Below are 19,438 nucleotides of genomic sequence, written 5' to 3'. Positions count from 1 at the left end.
AATGTCGGAATCAGAGAACGCCGGAAGCTCCAGCCTCACCAAGGCGATCCACATCCTGAAAGACCTCGCAGATAACGCGAGCGAGGGTGTGCGGGTCATCGATCTCGCGCGGAGGCTGAATCTCAGCCAGCCATCGGCGCATCGGCTATTGAAGACCCTGATCGCCGAAGGCCTCGTGGAGCAAATGCCAGAGGGGAAATCCTACCGCCTGTCGCTGGAGTTCTTCTCGATCGCCTCGCAGGCGCGCCGGCGAGAAGGCATCCTCGACATCGCCCGGCCGTCGCTCTTGAGGCTGTCCGCCACCTTCAACGACACGGTCTTTCTGCTGGTGCGCAGCAATTTTGACGCAATCTGCCTCGACCGCGTCGAGGGGCCCTTCCCGATCCGCTCCTTTACCGGCGACATCGGTGGCAAAGTGCCGCTCGGCATCGGCCAGGGCAGCATCGCCATCCTCGCCCACCTGCCCGAGGAGGAACGCGAGGCGATCATCAAGTTCAATATGCCGCGCATCATGGACCGAGCGCCGATCGACGAGGTGGACCTGCGCATCAAGGTCGAGGAGGTCAGGCGGATCGGTGCCGCGCAGATGAATTTCGAGATGATCGAGGGCATGGCGGGTCTCGGTGTGCCGGTTCTTGACCGCAACGGCATCGCCGTCGCCTCCTTGAGCATCGGCACGCTGGCATCGCGCCTGACGGAAACGCGAAGCGGCACGATCACCGACCTCTTGAAGGCGGAGGCGCAGGCGATCAGCCGCAAGCTCAATCCCTTCGACCCGACCCTACGCTATCCGACCTCCGCCCTGCGTGCCGCGCAGAAGGTCTGAGGATGCGTTCACAGGCACTCACCCTTTGAGAAGGCAGGGCGCCTTGCAGTTCGGCTTCCTGCAGTCCTGGGACACGCAAGAAACGATTGCTGAGCGACGTCTCCATCGGTATCGGGCGAGTTCTGGATGTTTGCCTATCTGTTCGCAAACAAGGATCGCGTAAAGATCGAAGACGACGACCTTCCGCGTTTCGGAAGCGCGCCGACTGTATCGATGCAAGCAAGACACGGGATCCCGAAATCGCGGCCGGCGAAGGTCCATGCGGAGAGGACGATGGCTCCGGCTCAGCCGGGAACCCCGACCTCGGTTGCGTGCAACGCGTCCTCGGCTTTGCGAGTGTATCGGAGAGCATTGAAAGGGATCCGCCACTTCTCGGAAGCGAGCCGGGCCTGCTGGTCAGTAATACGGCGACACGCATTGCTGGCGCGGCCCATAATAGGGCTGGAAACTGTTGTCGTAGGTTCGGTACGAACGATAGCGGTCATAGCACCATTCGACATGCGCTGACGGTGCGTCGGAATAAACCCGGCGGGGTGGCTGCGCGATCGCGCCACCGATGACCACTCCTGCCCCGAATGCGGCGAGGGGATACCACCATCCATCACTGTGACGACGGTACCCGTCGCGGCGGTAACGGTATCCCTCATAGCCATTGTAATAGCCGTATCGTGGACCTGCATTGTATCGGTTGCCGCCGTAACGGTAGCCGTCATACCCGCGCTTGTGCGGCGGACCGCCGTAATGACCTGGCTTATGATGGATCAACTCGACCGGCTGGTAAGCCAACTGCCCCACCGAAACAGGAGACATGGGCACGGCCTGGGCCGAGACCGCCGACAGCGCCGTACCGGCGGCCACGAGTACTGCACCCATTCTTTTCATAAGTTTCTCAGTCATCAAACATCCCAGTGCATGCCAATCAAGCCCGAAAAGGCTCTGCTGCCGATCATCAACAGATCGAATCCCGCCGATCAACTTAGTTCGCGCTAGAGGTTCCGCCATAGGACCTCAGTCTGATGGCGGGCGGCAAAGGTCTTAATGAGCTCGGCGAACGGGCCTGTGCGAGCATCGATCTTCACCAGGCGCGAACCTTCCCGCAATGTGGCCATCCCCGGTGCGCACAAATCCCGTAAAGTCGGGCCGTCCGTCACAACATCGTCATGAAACACACGAACAACTCGCAACGGGTTCATGGCGGAGGCTCAGATGGATTACTTCAGGCGTTTCACCTTCCTGTTCGCGACACCCGCCTTCGACAACGAGGATCTGGAGGGGGCCCGCTATAAGCAGATCGTCGAGGAGATCGAGCGGTCCGGTTTCGAGGTAGTGCGTGCACGCAATCTCGAAGACGCCGAAATCGCCGTACAGACGGACGCGGCCATCGGCTGCATGATGGTCGACTGGGGCAAGAAAGGCATGGAGGGCAAGACGGCCTCCCTCATCAACCTGATGCGCCGCCGCGGCCTCGAGTTCCCGATCATTCTCCTGATCCGGCGCAAGCGCTTCGAAGACGTGCCGGTGGAGGTGCTCGACTTTATCGACGGCTATGTCTTCCTCTCCGAGGAAACCCCTGCCTTCATCGCAAAAAACCTCATCAGCCGCCTCAAGCAATATGCCGAGACGATGAAGACACCTTTCTTTGGTGCACTGGTGGATTACGCCGAGGAAGGCAACCAACTTTGGACATGCCCCGGTCATAACGGCGGCGTGTTCTATAGCCGCAGCCCGGTCGGCCGCGTGTTCATGGAGCACCTGGGCGAAGCGGTTTTCCGCGACGATCTCGACAATTCCGTGCTCGATCTCGGCGATCTCTTGACCCATGAAGGTCCAGCACTCGCTGCCCAGAAGGAAGCAGCCAAGATTTTTGGCGCAGAGAAGACCTATTTCGTCCTCAACGGCACCTCGACGTCCAACAAGGTCGCTCTCTCCGCCCTCGTCACCGATGGTGACCTGGTGCTGTTCGACCGCAACAATCACAAGGCCGCACATCACGGCGCCCTAATGATCTCGGGCGGTATCCCGGTCTATGTGCCGACGGCCCGAAACGCGCATGGTCTGATCGGTCCCATGGATTTTGGCACCTTGAACGAGGAGACGCTGCGCAACCGCATTCGCACCCATCCGCTGGTCAAGGACCCCGATGCCTGGCAGAAGCCGCGTCCGTTTCGGGTGGCGGTGGTCGAGCAGTGCACCTATGACGGCACGATCCACAATGCCGAGATGATCCTGAAGACGATCGGACATCTGTGCGACTACATTCTGTTCGACGAGGCCTGGGCGGGCTTCATGAAGTTTCATCCGCTCTATGCCGGCCGCTTCGCCATGGGCCTTGCCGAACTCGGGCCCGAGGCGCCGGGCATCATCGCCACGCAATCCACGCACAAGCAGCTGGCGAGCTTTTCACAGGCCTCGCAGATCCACATGAAGGATCGTCACATAACCGGCCAGAAGCGCCGGGTCGAGCACCGGCGCTTCAATGAGAGTTTCATGCAGCACGCTTCGACCTCGCCCTTCTATCCCCTCTTCGCATCCCTCGACGTCGGCGCGCAGATGATGAAAGGCCGCTCTGGCGAAGTCCTGTGGGACGATACGATCCGTCTCGGCATCGAACTGCGCAAGAAGATACGGGCGGTGCGCCGGGAGTTCGAGGAGAAGGAGCGCCGGCCCGAACGCCGCTGGTTCTTCGAACCTTTCGTGCCGGACCGGGTAGCGATGCCGGATGTGGCAAGCCCTGGAGCGGTGCACGACGTGGCCTGGGAGAGCGTCGCTACCGATCAGCTCGCCACCAACCCGGCATTTTGGCATCTCGCCCCGGACGCCGCGTGGCACGGGTTTTCGAATATGGCGCCGGGTTTCGCCATGACCGATCCCAACAAGCTCACGCTGCTCACCCCCGGGTTTGACAGAGCGACCGGCGAATATGCCGAGCACGGCATACCGGCGCCGGTCGTCGCGCAATACCTGCGCGAGAACCGGATCGTCGCGGAAAAGAACGACCTGAATTCACTGCTGTTCCTGCTCACGCCCGGCGTCGAGGCCAGCAAGGCGGGCACGTTGATCAGCGGCCTCGTCGCCTTCAAGAAGCTGCACGACGACAACGCGCCTCTGGAAGAGGCGATCCCGGAATTCTATCGTCGGCGTGCCGGCCGCTACGCCGGCGTGCGGTTGCGCGACCTGTGCGCCGACATGCACCGCTTCTTCCGCGACGCGAACGTGAGCGCGCTGCAGGCCAAGCAGTTTTCCGAGGCGCACCTGCCGGAAATCGCCCTTTCGCCCCACGACGCGGCGCGCTGCCTGGTGCGAAACGATGTGGATTACCTGCCGATCGACGCCATCGCGGGGCGGATCGCAACGACGCCTTTCGTCGTCTATCCGCCGGGGATCGCCACCATCGTGCCGGGCGAGCGGCTGACGGAGCGAGCGCAGCCGATGATCGACTATCTCAAGATGTTCGAGGCCTGCTTCAACAGGTTTCCCGGCTTTGACGTCGAGATCCAGGGGCTCTACCGTGAGACCGATGCATCGGGCCGCATACGGCTCCATACCTACGTCGTCGCCGAATAGGATACGGGACATTCGGATCCCTCATGCATGCTCGGTGGGCTTGATCGAGCGGGTCTCGGCAGCGAATACCGATGGCAACGCAGCCCGCCACAGTTGCGGGCACCCCCTGTTCGGTGGGGCCGAGTACTGCCAAGCGTCGCTGCTTATTTAACTGGGGGCAGTTCGAACTCCGGTTCGAACCCGCTCAACAGCGGACGGTCTGGGTCATTCGGAATGCCGGACGCCCGAGCCGGCCTCCGTCCGGAAATCCGAACGCAATCGAACACTGCCGAAAACAACGGAGTTTGATTTCAATGGGTTAACGGCGCTGAGCGCGCCTGTTCGAATTGGCACGCGCGTTGCTCTCTTCAGATTACACCCGCTCGGGCGCGGGTGGATGGAGAGGAGCAAAACGTCCAATGACCGTAGCCTTGAGCCGTATAGAGCATGACTTACTTGGCGACCGCGAGGTTCCCGCGGACGCCTACTATGGCGTTCACACCCTGCGTGCCGTCGAAAACTTCGCGGTGACCGGCATTCCGATTTCGCACTATCCGGACCTGATCCGCGCGCTCGCGCAGATCAAGATGGCCGCCGCGCAAGCCAATTTGCAGCTGAGGCAACTGGATACCGAGCGGGCCGAGGCGATTGTTGCCGCGTGTCGGGAAATCGCGGTCGGTGCGCTCAACGATCAGTTCGTCGTGGATGTCATCCAGGGCGGGGCCGGCACCTCCACCAACATGAACGCCAATGAGGTAATCGCCAACCGGGCGCTCGAGGTTTTGGGCCACGTGCGCGGCGACTATCGGCGCCTGCACCCGAACGAGCACGTCAACCTCGGCCAGTCGACCAACGATGTCTATCCGACGGCGCTGAAGCTTGCGACCTATAACGGCGTTTCTGGGTTGATCGATGCCATGGCGCATCTTCGGTCGGCGTTCGAGCGCAAGGCCGACGAGTTCCACGACATCCTCAAGATGGGGCGTACCCAGCTGCAGGACGCGGTGCCGATGACGCTGGGTCAGGAGTTTTCGACCTATGCGGTCATGCTCGGCGAGGACGAGCAGCGGTTGCGCGAGGCGGCCCTGCTTATCCGCGAGATCAACCTTGGCGCCACCGCCATCGGTACGGGCATCACAGCCCATCCCGACTACGCCTCCCTGGTTTGCCGCCTCCTGTCGGAGATCAGCGGCGTGCCGGTGGTCACCGCGCCAAATCTCATCGAAGCCACGCAGGATTGCGGTAGCTTTGTCCAGCTTTCAGGCGTCCTGAAACGAGTGGCGGTCAAGCTCTCCAAGGTGTGCAACGACCTGCGCCTGCTCTCCAGCGGCCCGCGCGCAGGCTTCGGCGAGATCAATCTGCCGCCGCGCCAGGCCGGCTCCTCGATCATGCCGGGCAAGGTCAATCCGGTTATACCGGAACTCGTCAACCAGATCGCCTTCGAGGTGATCGGAAACGACCTGACGGTGACATTCGCCGCAGAGGCGGGGCAACTGCAGCTCAATGCCTTCGAACCGATCATCGCCCACAGCCTCTTCAAGAGCATCGGCCATCTCAGCCAGGGGTGCCTGATCCTCGCCGACAAGTGCGTCGATGGCATCACCGCTAACCGCGAGCGCCTGGAAGCAAGCGTGTTGGGTTCGATCGGCATCGTCACGGCGCTCAACCCGATCATCGGCTATGCCAGTGCCACCGAGGTCGCAGCTGAAGCGCACCGGACCGGAAAAGGTGTCGCTGAGCTCGTCGAAGCGCGCGGTCTGATGACGGCTGAAGCGCTTGTCGAAGCCTTGCGGCCCGAGGCGCTGACAAAACCGCGCCCGATCACAGCGCACACCTGAACCACGCAACGATTGACTGAAAATCCGCCCGGATCAGCCGGGCGGAGGGAGGAAGGAGATTATCATGAAGATAAACAAGCAGACGACCTGGATCGTCATCGCAATGATCCTAGGGGTCGTCGTCGGCTATGGCTGCAACCTTTGGTCTGGCAGCCCGGCCGCGGCCAAGGACATCGCCGCCTATTTTGCGATGGTGACGGACATTTTCCTGCGGCTGATCAAGATGATCATCGCGCCGCTGATTTTCACCACGCTCGTTGCCGGCATGGCCGGCATGGGCGACGCCCGCACCGTCGGGCGCATCGGCGGCAAGGCGCTTGGCTGGTTCCTGATGGCGTCGCTCGCCTCGCTGGCGATCGGCCTCGTCTTTGCGAACCTTTTCCAACCCGGCGCCAATGTCGGCGTGCCGTTGCCTGAGACCTCGGCCATCGCCGACCTGAAGACGTCGTCGCTCAATCTTAAGGAATTCATCACCCACGTCTTCCCGCGCAATATCTTCGAGGCGATGGCGAACAACGAGATCCTCCAGATCCTCGTCTTCTCGGTATTCTTCGGCCTCGCTCTCGGCAGCCTGAAGGACACGAAGGCGCGGGCGCTCATCGAGGTTATCGAAAGCGGCGTCCCGGTGATGCTCAAGGTGACGGACTATGTGATGCGCTTTGCGCCGGTCGGCGTCTTTGCCGCCGTTGCCAACGTCGTCACGGTCCAGGGGCTTGGGATCCTGATGGTCTACGGCAAGTTCGTCGGCAGCTTCTACGCGACGCTCGTCGTGCTCTGGGCCGTACTGATCGGTGCCGGTTTTCTCGTTCTGGGCTCGACCGTGTTTCGGCTCGTCAGGGAGGTGCGCCAGCCGATGCTCGTGGGCTTTTCTACCGCCTCCAGCGAAGCGGCCTATCCGCGTGTCATGGAGAAGCTGGAAGACTTTGGCGTCAAGGAGCGTGTCATCGGCTTCGTCCTGCCGCTCGGCTACTCATTCAACCTCGACGGTTCGATGATCTATACGGCCTTTGCCGCCCTGTTCATCTCCCAGGCCTATGGCTTGCCGCTCACCATGGAACAGCAGATCGTCATGCTGCTGGTCCTCATGGTTTCGAGCAAGGGTATCGCCGGCGTTCCGCGTTCCGCCTTGGTCGTCGTTGCCGCCGTGCTGCCGATGTTCAACCTGCCTGAGGCAGGTGTGCTGCTGATCATGGGTATCGACCATTTCCTCGACATGGGGCGGACCGCCACCAACGTGCTCGGCAATGCGATTGCCACCACGGTCGTCGCCAAGTGGGAAAATGCACTTGAAGTCCCGGACGAGGACGAAGCGGAAAAGCGCCTACGCGAACGGCTGGTTGCGGCCGAATAGGACATCCAGGATCGGCCGCCCGCTTTCCCCTTGGGGAGGCGGGCGGACCAACCGCATGCTCGCCCGTCTTTTCTCGATGTGGTAGGGAGCCGGATCAACAACGCCGTCGCGGACATGGGCGTCCGCCACCCATTGCTCCTATGTCTATCGCATCGCTCGTTCGCAAATATGGTTTGCTGCTGCCCGGCCTCCTCGCGGTCGCGCTTACCGTCGGGGTCTTCGTCTTCCGTATCAGCGAGAATCTCGGACTTGCAGAGTTGCAAAGAACGGGCACCCAGCGTCTCGAACTCTACGCGGCCAGCCTGAACAGGCAGATCGACAAATATGCCTATTTCCCCGCCACACTTGGCTTGGAGAGGGATGTGATCGATCTGGTTGCCCATGGAAAGCCGATCACCGGCACGGTCAACCGCTACCTCGAGCAGCTCAACCAGCGAGCCGGCACGCTGTCGATCTACTTGCTGGACCGTCGCGGACAAGTGACCGCCGCCAGCAATTGGAACCGGCCTGACAGCTTTATCGGAGAGGATCTCTCCTATCGCTCCTACTTCACAGATGGCATGCGGGGCCGGCCCGGCCGGCTCTTCGGCATCGGCATCACCCGTGGCGAGCCGGGCTACTATCTCTCGTCGCCCTTGCTTGCAAACGGCGAGGTTGCAGGCGTTGCCGTGGTCAAGGTCAGCCTCGAACAATTGGAGCAGTCCTGGGCGACCGTCGAAGTGCCCGTCATCGTTACCGACCAGAATGGCGTCGTCATTCTTGCGTCCGTGCCGTCCTGGAAGTTCACGACGCTGCGTCCGTTGCCTGACGCGGAGCGCCGACGGCTGGAGCGCAGCCTTCAATACAACGCCCGTCCGCTTCCCTCGCTCGGCTTGACGCGCGAGGAGGCTTTCGGCGCCAATGCCGCTCGCGTTCGGCTCTCACCGCCTTCGGGCGCCGGTGGCAGCGACAGGCTGTCAGGCAATTTCCTGGCGCAGACGGCCCCGATGGGAGACACCGGCTGGTCGCTGACGGTGCTGTCCCCAGTCAGTGAGATCAGTGCGATTGCCTGGACACGCGCCGCCCTTGCAGCGGTTGCCAGCGCATTCATCGGGATCCTGCTGATGCTGCTCAACCAGCGGCGACAGCATTTGAATGACCGGTTGCGGGCGCGCGAGGCGTTGCAACGCGCCCACGACGACTTGGAGCGCAAGGTCGAAGAGCGGACACGAACGTTGCGTGCAGCACAAGATGAGCTCGTCCATGCCGCCAAGCTGGCAACGATCGGCCAAATTTCCGCCGGCCTAGCTCATGAAATCAATCAGCCTCTGGCGGCACTGCGCACACTTTCCGGTAATGCAGTCAAGTTCCTCCGGCGGGGCGATGTCGCGACGGCCGAAGGCAATCTCGATCGTATCGGCAGTATCGTCGACGGCCTCGGCACGCTTACCAACCAGCTCAAGACATTCGCCCGAAAATCCCCTGGCACGGCAGGCCCGGTCGATGTCCGACGCGCGTTCGACAATGCGTTGTTCCTTCTGGACCAGCGTTTGCGCCATGCGAAGGTTGCCGTGTCCATCGCCGTCGAGGCAGGTCAGGCAACAGCTCTGTGCGATGCCAACCGCCTGGAGCAGGTCTTGGTCAACCTCATTGCCAATGCGTTGGATGCGATCGACGGCGTACCATCGCCCGCGCTGCGCCTGTGCGGCCGGCGTGAGGACACGCGGATCGTCATCGAGGTTCATGACAACGGACCAGGTCTGCCGGAGCATGTGCGCGAGCACCTCTTCGAGCCCTTCTTTTCGACGAAGGAAAGCAACAGAGGCCTGGGACTTGGCTTGGCCATTTCGTCGGAAATCGTGCACCATTTCGGTGGGACATTGGCGGGTACGAACCGCTCCGACGGCGGCGCGATGTTCGTCGTCACTCTTCCTGCAGCCGGTATCGGAGAAACGCAATGGGCGACACCCTCAAGGTCCTGATCGTTGAGGACGAACCGAATGTCCGCTTGGGGTGCCAGCAGACGCTCGAGCTCGAAGGTATGGACGTCGAGGCGGTCGATAGCGCCGAGAAGGCCCGTAGGCTCGTTCCCGCGGATTTTCCAGGCGTCGTCGTCACCGACATCCGCCTGCCGGGCGATGACGGCATGGCCCTTATGCACGATCTCCTAAGGCAAGACCGTGACCTGCCTGTCGTGCTGATGACCGGGCACGGCGACGTCTCACTTGCAGTTCAGGCGATGAAGGACGGCGCCCACGATTTCATCGAAAAACCGTTCTCGCCCGATTATTTCGTCGAGGTCGTCCGCCGGGCGCTTGAGAAGCGCAAGCTCACATTGGAGGTGCGCGAACTGCGCGCTCAGCTTGAAAACAGACAAGCAACGGCCAGCCGGATCATTGGACAATCCTCGCCCATCGAGCGTGTACGCTACCTGATCGGTGAACTCGGCAACAGCGCGGCCGACGTCTTGATCCAGGGCGAGACGGGGACCGGCAAGGAGCTCGTGGCACGCTGCCTGCATGATGCGAGCCCCAGGCGGAGCGGTAATTTTGTCGCCATCAATTGTGGCGGCGTTCCCGAGAACCTGTTCGACAGCGAAATCTTCGGACATGAGCCTGGCGCCTTTACCGGTGCCAGCAAGCGCCGGATCGGCAAGATCGAGCACGCCAACGGCGGCACGCTGTTTCTCGACGAGATCGAAAGCATGCCGATGGCCATGCAGGTCAAGCTGCTTCGGGTTCTGCAGGAGCGCACGCTCGAACGCCTTGGCTCCAACGCGGCGATCCCCGTCGACTGCCGCGTCGTCGCCGCCACCAAGGTCGATCTTGCAGCGCTTGCTGAAAAGGGAGAGTTTCGCGCCGACCTCTATTACCGACTGAACGTTGCGACACTGCCCTTGCCGCCGTTGCGCGAACGGCGCGAGGACATCAGCCTTCTTTTTGAGCATTTCGCGCTGCAGGCGGCGTCACGTCACGAGCGGCCCGTGCTCGCGCCGGATGCCGAGCGAACGCGGCAGCTCATCGCCTATCATTGGCCAGGCAACGTGCGCGAGTTGCGCAATGTCGCCGAGCGCTGTGTGCTTGGCATCGCAGCCGGCTTCCCGCCCTTCGGCGGGTCGATGGACAGTGCCCGTCGGCCGTTGGCGCAAACCGTCGAGGCTTTCGAGCGGGCCCTGATTGCTGACGCTCTCAGCCGCAACGGCAACAGCCTGGCTCGGGCCAGCGAGGATTTGCAGATGCCAAAGGCGACCCTGCACGACAAAATTCGTAAGTACGGTTTGGCGTGACGCTGATCTGTCGCTCTGGATCAGATTTGCCCGAAGCTATGATCGCTTTGGGACCAACTGCCGCCTTGATGGGGCTCGAAACCCGAGGCCACCGATTTTCCGAGAAATCACTGACTGCGGGTTCGGCCAAGGCTAACGTGCCAGCGTCGCCACTCGATCAAGCGCTGTGCCGAATCCCTGCAAGGAGATCGAGAACGGAGCCACTGTCCCGCCATCAGCGACGGCATTGACCTTGAGCGCCGCGCCGGCGCGCAGTGCGCCCAACGTTGGGGCGTCGAAGGTCACTGAAACGAGACACCCGACCGGGACGCAAGTGCGGAAGTGTACCGGCTGCATCGCCGGCTTGTCGTCGATCTGGAAGGTGACGCCGGGCTCGAGCGCCAGACCGAACGGCAGAACCAGCGTGCCCGACACAGCGTTTCCGGAGGGCGCGTTCAGCTCGATTGCGAGCACGCGCTGTCCGTTCTGCTGTGTCTGGGCCTGCGACAGCGCGCAGCGTTTAGCGCTGCCATCCTGCTCGCAGGCGACGCGCCAGTCCTTATAGGTCTCGTTCAGCGACGATGCGCCGCCCGGCAAGGACGATGCCGTTGCGGCGGCGGTCGCTTGGCCGCCAGCCTGCGCCTCAGCCACCTGGAAACGCTGCGGCGCAGGATCATCGCGGGTGTCGGTGACCGGTGTGGCCTCAGTCGGGGTCGAAGACGCGAATTCCGGGACAAGGTAAAGCGCCACGCCCACCGCGACCGCGCCCACTGCGGAAGAGAACCCAAGGAACCGGATATTGCTGCTCGTCATGCAAACGCCTTTAGAATGAAACGTTGAGGTTGATGCGGGCGGACTGATCGGAAACGTCCGAGCCGAACTGGCCCGCATAGGTCACACCGAGCGTCGCATTTGGCGAGAGGGCGTAGTCAAGGCCGGCTTCAACCACCGCCACATCGCGCGCGATCGGAACCCCCGCGATCGAGAAGGCGTCGCCGCCGCCGGCAAAGCGCATCGTCGAAAGCGGCAGCACATCGCCGAAGGCGTGGCGCCAGCCAGCCAGGCCCTTGACCGTCACGGCCGCGCCGTTGAGGTCGAAGGCGGTCGAGGCGCGCAGACCCAGGGTCGCCAAGGTTGAATCCGTCGTGTCGTCTTTAAGGTTCAGTGCGGCCGCCCCGCCCTTCTCGGTGAAGGCATCGGTATGAACACTCACATGAGCGAGGTTGGCGAAAGGCTCGAACCGGGCCGCGCCCATGGCGAAGCCGTAGCCGAGCTCGCCGAAGACCTGCGCGGTACCGGCGTCGTAGTCCCCCTTCAGATTGTCGTTGAAGCCGGGGAACATCACGGTTCGCGAAGTCGAGACGTCGTGCCAGGTGTAGGCGGCACCGGTCCGGAAGGCGAGATCGCCCCAGTTGGTGCCGCCATAGAGGCCGGCGTGATAGTTTTCACTCGAGCCGGAAGAGAAACGGTCCTTCACGTCAAAGCTGGTGTGGCTGTAGCCCGCGATTGCGCCGAAGCGCCAGTTGTCGAACGCCGGGACGTCCGCGCCAGCGAAGAATCCACCCGTCGATCGATCGAGGCGCGCGGCATTGCCGTCGCCATCGGTGTGGGCCCAGGAGCCGAAGCCGTGGCTCCAGAAAGCCAGACGATCCGTTGTCGCGTCGACCGCGACCGGCTCGCCGTCGACATAGGTCGTGACAGGGCCCTTCGAAGCGCCGGTACTTTCGAAAGCGGCACGGATGCGGTCGTTCATGGCATTGCGGATGAAGCGACTGTCTTCTGTGAGCGCCGACTTCGCCGATGCGTGGATCTCGCCCGAGAGCTGGTCGAAGGCATTTCGCGCCTGCGGTGCCGACAGATTCGTGACGGCGTTGTAGACCGGATTGCCTCTCCCAAGGCTTTCGACTCCGTCGCCGGTGGCGATCTGGTTCGGCGTCAGACCGATGCTGGAGAAGTCGATGTTGTTGCGGGTGAGCTTCAGATAGACGTTGTTGGCGTCGTAGCTGAGCGAGGGATCGAGGAAGGCGAAGTTCGAATTCACGCCGCTGAAGGTGCCGCTGCGACCGCCCTTGGCCGTCAGGATCGTGTACTGTGTTTGCGGCGCATAGCTGCCCGTTGCTGCCAGCACATTGACCGAGCCGCCGGCAATCGTGGCCGTGCCAGTAGCAACGATCTTGTCCGACTGGCCGGTCGCGTTCACCTCGACCTCGTAGAGGGAGCCTGCCGCAAGGGTGACGTTTCCGCCAATGTTCAACGTGCCGATCGAGTTGCCCGGCGCGATCGCGCCCGAAACCTTCGCGTTGCTCACCGAGCCGGCGCCTTGCAGACGACCGCCGGCCAGCACGTCGACGGTGCCGCCAAGTGAGCCATTGACTGCGAGCGTGCCGCTTTCGACCGTGGTCGTTCCGGAGAAGGCGGAGGAATTGCCGGTCAGAGTGAGACGTCCTGCGCCAGCCTTGGCGAAGCTGCCGCTGCCCGAAATCACGCCGCCATAGCTGGCATTGAGGGCTTGATCGAACGTCAGGGAGCCGCCCGAAGAAAGGTGAGTATTGCCGCCGAAGCGCTCGGCTGCACCGACGAGCCTGCCGGCCTCGACCGTCCAATCGAGCGACGACAGGCCGGTCAGGCTGAGAATACCTGCGCCGCGCTTGTTCATCCGGCCGCCCGAGCCGTTGAGCGCTCCTATATCACCGGCAAAAGCGGCGTCGCCCGCCTGATCAAAGACGACCATGCCGGCATTACCGATATTGCCCGAGATCGAGCTGGCATTGCCGATCAGCGTGCCGGCCGCAACCAGCGTATTGCCGTAGGCGTTGGCGCCGTTGTCGAGCCGCAGCGTGCCTGCGCCTTGTTTGATCAGATCTCCGCTGCCCGACGCCGTGCCCGTCAGGCCGACTTCGGTTGCGGCAGCGATGTCGAAGCGTCCCGGCTGCATCAGCGCAATCGACCGGGCGGTGTCGAAGCTCGCGGTGGTCGCAAGCGTGCCGCCGTTCAAGGTCAGGCCACCCGTCGCTGCGCCGAGATTGGCGTCACGCGACACCGACAGCACGCCACCCACGATCGTGGTGCCGCCCGTGTAGCTGTTGCTTCCCGTCAGGGTGAGCGTGCCCGCGCCGGCCTTGGTCAGTGACGTGCCGTTCCAGCCGGTCGCCGGGTTCGCCACCTGGTCGGCAAGTGCTGCTCCTACCGTGAAGCTGTCGGTGGCATCGGTCAGGGTAAAGCTGCCATGGGCGAGATTGTTGCCCGCGGTCCAGCTCAGGCCATAGCTTGCGAGGTACTGCAGGCTGTCGGCCGATTTGCGGGCCGACACGGTGAGATAGTCGACCGTGCCGCTGAAGCCGCCGACAGTGACGCTGGCGAAGTCGCCGACAATTCCAGATCGGGTGTCGATCAGCACCTTGTCGAGTTGGCTCGCATCGTTGATGCCGCCGATGCTAAGGGCGACGCCATTGCCGATCGTGACACGATTCGCAGTCAGCGTGGGGCTAGTCGTGCCGGCGACGACGGAGAGCGCGGTGTTGTCGCCGAGAGTGACTGCCCGTTCGACGGTCAGCGTCGCTGGCGTCTGGATCGCCAGCGCGCCGCCGGTCACGGTCAGGTTTCCGCCCAGACTGTTGCTGACACCCGCGCTGCCGTCGCCGAACTGCAAGCGCCCACCGGAGACGGTGGTGTCGCCCATATAGGCATTGCTGCCGGTCAGGATCGTCGTACCGGATCCGATCTGCCGCACCGCGCCGCTGCCCGAGACGGCGCCCGCGAAAGTGAACGTGTCGGAGCGGTTGAAGGCAAGTACACCGTTGTTGACGACATTGCCGGTGACCGATCCGGTCGCGCCGCCATTGCCGAGTTGCAGTGTGCCGCCGGAAATCGTCGTGCCGCCGGTATAGCTGTTGTTGCCGGTCAGGGCCGTCGTGCCCGTACCGATCTGCCGCACCGCGCCGCTGCCCGAGACGGCGCCGGAGAAAGTGAGCGCATCGCTGCGGTTGAAGGCGAGCATGCTGTCGTTGACGACATTGCCGGTGATCGATCCGGTCGCGCCGCCATTGCCGAGTTGCAACGTGCCGCCCGCGGCCGTGGTGCCGCCGGTGTAGCTGTTGTTGCCGGTCAGGACCGTCGTACCGGAACCGATCTGCCGTACTGAACCGCTGCCCGAGATGGCGCCGGAGAAGGTGAGCGTGTCAGCGCGGTTGAAGGCGAGCACGCCGTCGTTGATGACATTACCCAAGATCGATCCGGTCGCGCCGCCATTGCCGACCTGCAGCGTGCCGCCCGCGACTGTCGTTCCGCCGGTATAGCTGTTGCTGCCCGTCAGGATCGTGGTGCCCAGACCGATCTGCCGCACCGCGCCGTTGCCCGAGACGGCGCCGGAGAAAGTAAGCGCATCGCTGCGGATGAAGGCGAGCACGCCGTCGTTGACGACATCGCCCAGGATCGAGCCGCTCGTACCGCCGTTACCGAGCTGCAAGACGCCGCCCGAAATCGTCGTCCCGCCACTATAGGTATTGTCGCCGGTCAGTGTCAGCGTACCCGCGCCGGCCTTGGTCAGTGACGTGCCGTTCCAGCCCGTCGCGGGGTTCGCCACCTGGTCGGCAAGTGCTGCGCCGACCGTGAAGCTGTCGGTGGCATTGCTCAGCGTGAAAGTGCCATGGGCGAGATTGTTGCCAGCGGTCCAGGTCAGGCCATAGCTGGCGAGATATTGCAGATTGTCGGCCGATTTGCGCGTGGACATGGTGAGATAGTCCACCGCGCCGCTGAAGCCGCCCACACTGACACTGGCGAAGTCGCCGCTGATGCCGGATCGGGTGTCGATCAGCACCTTGTCGAGCTGGCTTGCATCATTGATGCCGCCGATGTTGAATCCGACGCCGTTGCCGATCGTGAGACGATCGGCCGATAGCGGGGGGCTGCTCGTCCCGGCGACGATAGATAGCGCAGTATTGTCGCCAAAGGTCACGGCCTGCGCGACGTTCACGGCCGCCGGCGCCTGGATCGCCAGCGTGCCGCCGGTCACGATCAGATTGCCGCCGAGCGTGTTGCTGCCGCTGCCGAACTGCAACCGGCCGCCGGAGACCGTGGTGTCGCCGGTATAGCTATTGCTGCCAGTCAGGATGGTGGTGCCTGAACCGATCTGCCGGACAGCGCCGCTGCCCGAAATCCCGCCGGAGAACGTGACCGCGTCGCTGCGTTTGAAGGCGAGCACGCCGTCGTTGACGACATTGCCGGTGATCGAGCCGGTCGCGCCGCCACTGCCGAGTTGCAGCGTGCCGCCGGAAATCGTCGTGCCGCCGGTATAGGTGTTGGTGCCCGTCAGGATGGTGGTGCCGGAACCGATCTGCCGGACAGAGCCGTTGCCCGAGACAGCGCCGGAGAACGTGACCGCGTCGCTGCGGTTGAAGGCGAGCACGCCGTCGTTGACGACGTCGCCCAGGATCGAGCCGGTCGCGCCGCCATTGCCGAGTTGCAGCGCACCACCTGAGATCGTCGTGCCGCCGGTGTAGGTATTGGTGCCCGTCAGGATAGTGGTGCCGGAACCGATCTGCCGGACAGAGCCGCTGCCCGAGATGGCGCCGGAGAACGTGACAGCATTGCTGCGGTTGAAGGCGAGCACGCCGTCGTTGACGACATCGCCGGTGATCGAGCCGGTCACACCACCGTTACCGAGTTGTAAGACCCCGCCCGAAATCGTCGTGCCGCCACCATAGCTGTTGTTGCCCGTCAGGATGGTGGTGCCGGAACCGATCTGCCGGACAGAGCCGCTGCCCGAGATGGCGCCCGAGAACGTGAACGCATCGCTGCGGTTGAAGGCGAGCGCGCCGTCGTTGACCACATCGCCCAGGATCGAGCCGGTCGCGCCGCCATTGCCGATCCGGAGCGTCCCGCCCGCGACCGTCGTCCCGCCACTATAGGTGTTCTCTCCGGTGAGGGTCAGCGTACCGGTACCAGCCTTGACCAGCGAGCCGCCGTTGCCGCTGATTGTCCCGCTGACTTCGGTCGACAGGCCGTTCGAACCGACAGTCAACTCGTTGTCGCCAAGCAGATAGGAGCCACCGCCGGCGATCGAGCCGGCGGTGAGCCTTTTGTTGCCGGCGGAACCCGTCGATCCCGAGAAATCGACAATGCCAGCCGCGCCATTGGCGATCTCGGCATTGCCGGCATTGCTGTTGTGGAGGAATGCCAGGCTGGCGTTGTTGGCGATCCTGGCGCTGCCGGCCGTGGTGGTCGAGCGGAACGTCAGGGTGTCGTTGTTCGTCATCCTGGCGCTGCCCGCCCCGCTCGCATCATAAAAGGTAAGCTCGCGATTGTTGGTTATGTCCGCGCTGCCGGCCGTGCTGCTATCGTAGAATGATAGCACGGCGTCGTTGGTGATGCGGGCGTTGTCTGCGGAACTGGTGTTGTGGAAATTCAGAACACTGCCGCTGTTGTTGCCAATGGTGGCAGTTCCAGCGCGGCTGTTGGCATGGAAGAGAAGGTTGCTGTTGTTGGTGATGTTGCTGTTGCCAGCGGTGCTCGTGTCGTGGAATTCGAGCACGTTGTTGTTGGTTACGATAGCACTGCCCGCACTGCTGGTATCGTAGAAATAGAGTTCGCCGGTATTGGCGATGGTGGCACTGGCTGCGCTCGAGGCATTGTAAAGATAGGTCTTTCCGGCATTCGTGATACTGGAAATGCCCGTGGCGTCGGCGTTGGTGAGCGTAAATGTACCGGCACCGAGCACGTTGACCTGGCCCCGGATCGAGCCCGCGGTGCCGGCAGTGCCGAGCTGCAGTTCGCCGGCAGTGACCGTGGTACCGCCGGTATAGGTGTGGTTGCCCGTAAGGATCGTCGTCCCGGGACCGCCTCTCGTCAGATTTGCCGCACCTGCGAGTGTCGCGCCGACCGTACCGTTGCCCCAGAGGTTGAAACCATTCGCAGCCTCGATCGTGCCGGTGCCGGAAATGGTGCCGCCATTGAAGGCGAGCGTCTGGAGGCTGAGCTTTCGGCCCGCGGTAATGTTCAGCGTCGCCGTGCCGGAGTTCGTGAGTGTAGACACGCCGAACATGTCGCCGCCGACGAGCGACACCAGGCCAGTGCCTTGGTTGTTGATGTTGCTCATCCGCACATCGACGTCACCGCCGACAACATTGATCTGTCCGCTGTTGTTGACGTTATTGGTTCCAGGCGAAAGTTGCGCTGTACCGCCCGGGCCATTGAAATTGATGATGCCGGCGGCATTGTTGTTGATATCGCCATTGTCCATGACGACACCGTCGGTGCCGACATCGATGGTGGCATCGTTGTTCAACGTGTTGCCCGTGCCAAAGAGGACCGAACCAACGCCTAGGGTGATCCTCCCTCCCGAGAAATTGGCGATTGTCCCGGCCGACAGCGTGTTGCCGTCGCCGATAGTGATCGTGCCGCCGGCATTGCTGAGGCTCGTGAAGCCGGTCGCGTCGCCGGCTACGCCCAAGGCGAGAGTGGCGCCGCCGCTCACCTGGACTGTGTCGTTGAACGCGCCGGCAAGCGTCGTTGCACCGCCATTGAGCTCAATCGCGCCGATACTGCTGGCGGTAAGAGCCGTGATGCTGTTGGTACCGCCGGTGATGACGATGGCGGATGAGCGACTACCGGGCGAGACGCCCGCCCCGCCGCGCGCACCGCCGGCTATCGTTCCGCTGTTCGTGATGGTCAGGTTTTGGCCGATGATGCCGTAGCCGCCCGCCTGCGGCCGATAGGGCTGGACGTTGTGGTAGTCTGTTCCGCCGCCGCCGCCCTGGATCGTACCAGAATTGCTGATTGTCAGTCCGCTGGAGGCGGTGGCAGTGATGCCGTTACCGCCATTGCCCCCCACGCCGTTGCCCGAGGGGTTGGCGAATGAGTTGGGGATGCCCGGCCCGCTGACGTCCGCGCCGCCGCCGCCATTGCCGCCCGATATCACGCCTGAATTGGTAAGGCTGGTTCCCGTCGTGACGATAATGCCTGACCCGCCGCCACCTCCTCCGCCGCCGCCGGCATAGTTCCAGGTCTGCGCCCAATTGGCGTTCCCGTAGCCTCCGTTGCCTCCATTGCCTCCCTTGATTGTCGCATTATTGACCAGGCCGGTAGTCAGCGTCATGCCTGCGCCACCTGCGCCGCCGCCGCCGCCACCGGCGCCAAGTCCGTAGCCGCCACCGCCGCCGCCGCCACTGTCCGAAGCGCCGCCCGATCCGCCGCGATTGCCCGAGCCGCCTGTAGAGCCTCCACCTCCGCCCGTGCCGGTCGCCGAGCCATCGCCGGCAGCGCCTGCCCCACCACCGCCGGCCGCAGTCGAGTAATTCGGTGCGTTTCCGCCGGCAGCACCGTTCTGGCCGATGCTGTCTGCCAGCGCAGGCCCCGACGCGACGATCAGCGCCAGTGGTGCTACGGAGTTAGCGAGGGTCGCGGCCAACGAGGCGACGACGCCCAATGCGGGGACACGCAGCGCGGACCGGTTGGCGCGCGCCTCATCATTTCTGGCAGTGTTCACGAATATGCTCCGCTTCCCCACGATCGTGTTCGCTATGTTCTTGCGTCGTATGTCAGCGCGGGCCGGGGAAAGTCCTGAAAGGGCGTCGGGGAAATTCTGAAATTTTGTTGAATTTCGCCTTTCCCGCAGGAAAACGAATGGCTTAATTATCAAT

Annotated in this window: 9 protein-coding genes; 6 read left to right on the top strand and 3 right to left on the bottom strand. The window is 63.1% G+C overall.

Annotated elements, in window-relative coordinates; all coding sequences use genetic code 11:
- The first annotated feature begins 1 nt into the window (after nucleotide 1).
- The gene (locus XB14_RS26780; RefSeq protein WP_077966224.1) at nucleotides 2–826 is read left to right on the top strand and encodes an IclR family transcriptional regulator; all 825 of its coding nucleotides are present in this window, start codon (nucleotides 2–4) and stop codon (nucleotides 824–826) included.
- 396 nt (nucleotides 827–1,222) lie between these two features.
- Here XB14_RS26780 and XB14_RS26775 read toward each other — a convergent pair whose 3' ends face one another.
- Nucleotides 1,223–1,723, bottom strand: a complete 501-nt coding sequence (locus XB14_RS26775) for a BA14K family protein (protein ID WP_077967761.1) — start codon at nucleotides 1,721–1,723, stop codon at nucleotides 1,223–1,225.
- Nucleotides 1,724–2,032: 309 nt separating this feature from the next.
- On the opposite strand from XB14_RS26775, the gene XB14_RS26765 reads away from it, so the two are divergent.
- From XB14_RS26765 to XB14_RS26745, 5 genes are all read left to right on the top strand, one after another.
- Nucleotides 2,033–4,390, top strand: a complete 2,358-nt coding sequence (locus tag XB14_RS26765; protein WP_077966220.1) for an Orn/Lys/Arg decarboxylase N-terminal domain-containing protein — start codon at nucleotides 2,033–2,035, stop codon at nucleotides 4,388–4,390.
- Nucleotides 4,391–4,788: 398 nt separating this feature from the next.
- Nucleotides 4,789–6,207 (top strand): aspartate ammonia-lyase, encoded by a 1,419-nt coding sequence (aspA, locus tag XB14_RS26760; protein ID WP_077966218.1) that lies wholly within the window; start codon nucleotides 4,789–4,791, stop codon nucleotides 6,205–6,207.
- 64 nt (nucleotides 6,208–6,271) lie between these two features.
- A complete protein-coding gene (locus tag XB14_RS26755; RefSeq protein ID WP_077966216.1) occupies nucleotides 6,272–7,558 on the top strand; it encodes a dicarboxylate/amino acid:cation symporter in 1,287 nt (428 codons plus the stop codon).
- 140 nt (nucleotides 7,559–7,698) lie between these two features.
- Nucleotides 7,699–9,519 carry a sensor histidine kinase gene (locus XB14_RS26750; protein ID WP_077966214.1) on the top strand — a complete coding sequence of 607 codons (1,821 nt, stop codon included), beginning with the start codon at nucleotides 7,699–7,701 and terminating at the stop codon, nucleotides 9,517–9,519.
- On the top strand, nucleotides 9,495–10,823 hold the full coding sequence (locus XB14_RS26745; protein WP_077966212.1) for a sigma-54-dependent transcriptional regulator: 1,329 nt from the start codon (nucleotides 9,495–9,497) through the stop codon (nucleotides 10,821–10,823). The genes XB14_RS26750 and XB14_RS26745 overlap by 25 nt, the downstream gene beginning before the upstream one ends.
- Nucleotides 10,824–10,955: 132 nt before the next feature.
- Here XB14_RS26745 and XB14_RS26740 read toward each other — a convergent pair whose 3' ends face one another.
- Nucleotides 10,956–11,615 (bottom strand): invasion associated locus B family protein, encoded by a 660-nt coding sequence (locus XB14_RS26740; RefSeq protein WP_077966205.1) that lies wholly within the window; start codon nucleotides 11,613–11,615, stop codon nucleotides 10,956–10,958.
- 10 nt (nucleotides 11,616–11,625) lie between these two features.
- Nucleotides 11,626–19,284 (bottom strand): autotransporter-associated beta strand repeat-containing protein, encoded by a 7,659-nt coding sequence (locus tag XB14_RS26735; protein ID WP_179119682.1) that lies wholly within the window; start codon nucleotides 19,282–19,284, stop codon nucleotides 11,626–11,628.
- Nucleotides 19,285–19,438: the final 154 nt, after the last annotated feature.

Source organism: Ensifer adhaerens, assembly GCF_002007205.1.
Lineage (GTDB): Bacteria > Pseudomonadota > Alphaproteobacteria > Rhizobiales > Rhizobiaceae > Ensifer > Ensifer adhaerens_D.
The sequence above is the reverse complement of the archived record's forward strand: the minus strand, read 5'-3'. Positions and strand labels throughout refer to the sequence as shown.

Bases quoted from the DNA above. Each gene is read 5' to 3' on its own strand.
- XB14_RS26780 (WP_077966224.1), top strand. From the start codon at position 2: ATGTCGGAATCAGAGAACGCCGGAAGCTCCAGCCTCACCAAGGCGATC.
- XB14_RS26775 (WP_077967761.1), bottom strand. From the start codon at position 1,723: ATGACTGAGAAACTTATGAAAAGAATGGGTGCAGTACTCGTGGCCGCC.
- XB14_RS26765 (WP_077966220.1), top strand. From the start codon at position 2,033: ATGGATTACTTCAGGCGTTTCACCTTCCTGTTCGCGACACCCGCCTTC.
- aspA (WP_077966218.1), top strand. From the start codon at position 4,789: ATGACCGTAGCCTTGAGCCGTATAGAGCATGACTTACTTGGCGACCGC.
- XB14_RS26755 (WP_077966216.1), top strand. From the start codon at position 6,272: ATGAAGATAAACAAGCAGACGACCTGGATCGTCATCGCAATGATCCTA.
- XB14_RS26750 (WP_077966214.1), top strand. From the start codon at position 7,699: ATGTCTATCGCATCGCTCGTTCGCAAATATGGTTTGCTGCTGCCCGGC.
- XB14_RS26745 (WP_077966212.1), top strand. From the start codon at position 9,495: ATGGGCGACACCCTCAAGGTCCTGATCGTTGAGGACGAACCGAATGTC.
- XB14_RS26740 (WP_077966205.1), bottom strand. From the start codon at position 11,615: ATGACGAGCAGCAATATCCGGTTCCTTGGGTTCTCTTCCGCAGTGGGC.